The organism is Pseudonocardia sp. D17, from assembly GCF_036984265.1.
GTDB classification, from domain to species: domain Bacteria; phylum Actinomycetota; class Actinomycetes; order Mycobacteriales; family Pseudonocardiaceae; genus Pseudonocardia; species Pseudonocardia benzenivorans.
The window spans coordinates 1-367 of the sequence record NZ_BPRG01000187.1 but is presented as its reverse complement, the minus strand read 5'-3'; the positions used below and the strand labels follow the sequence as shown (position 1 = coordinate 367).

1 pseudogene is annotated in these 367 nt (G+C 65.9%); it reads left to right on the top strand.

Features of this window, described 5'->3' with window-relative positions:
• Positions 1-367 (top strand): annotated as a pseudogene (locus tag PSD17_RS25965) (DnaB-like helicase C-terminal domain-containing protein); the annotation flags it as partial.

Genomic DNA, 367 nt, shown 5'->3' with positions numbered 1-367 from the left:
CTGGACTATCTGCAGCTGATGACGTCCGGGCGCAAGGTGGAGTCACGGCAGCAGGAGGTTTCGGAGTTCTCCCGGCAGATCAAGTTGCTGGCCAAGGAGCTCGAGGTGCCGGTGGTGGCGATGAGCCAGCTCAACCGTGGGCCGGAGCAGCGCAACGACAAGCGTCCGATGTTGTCGGACCTGCGTGAGTCGGGCTCGATCGAGCAGGACGCGGACATGGTGATCCTGCTGCACCGGCCCGATGCGTTCGAGCGCGACGATCCGCGTGCGGGCGAGGCCGACCTGATCCTGGCCAAGCACGTAACGGCCCGACCAGCACGATCACCGTCGCGCACCAGCTGCACTACAGCCGCTTCACCGACCTCGC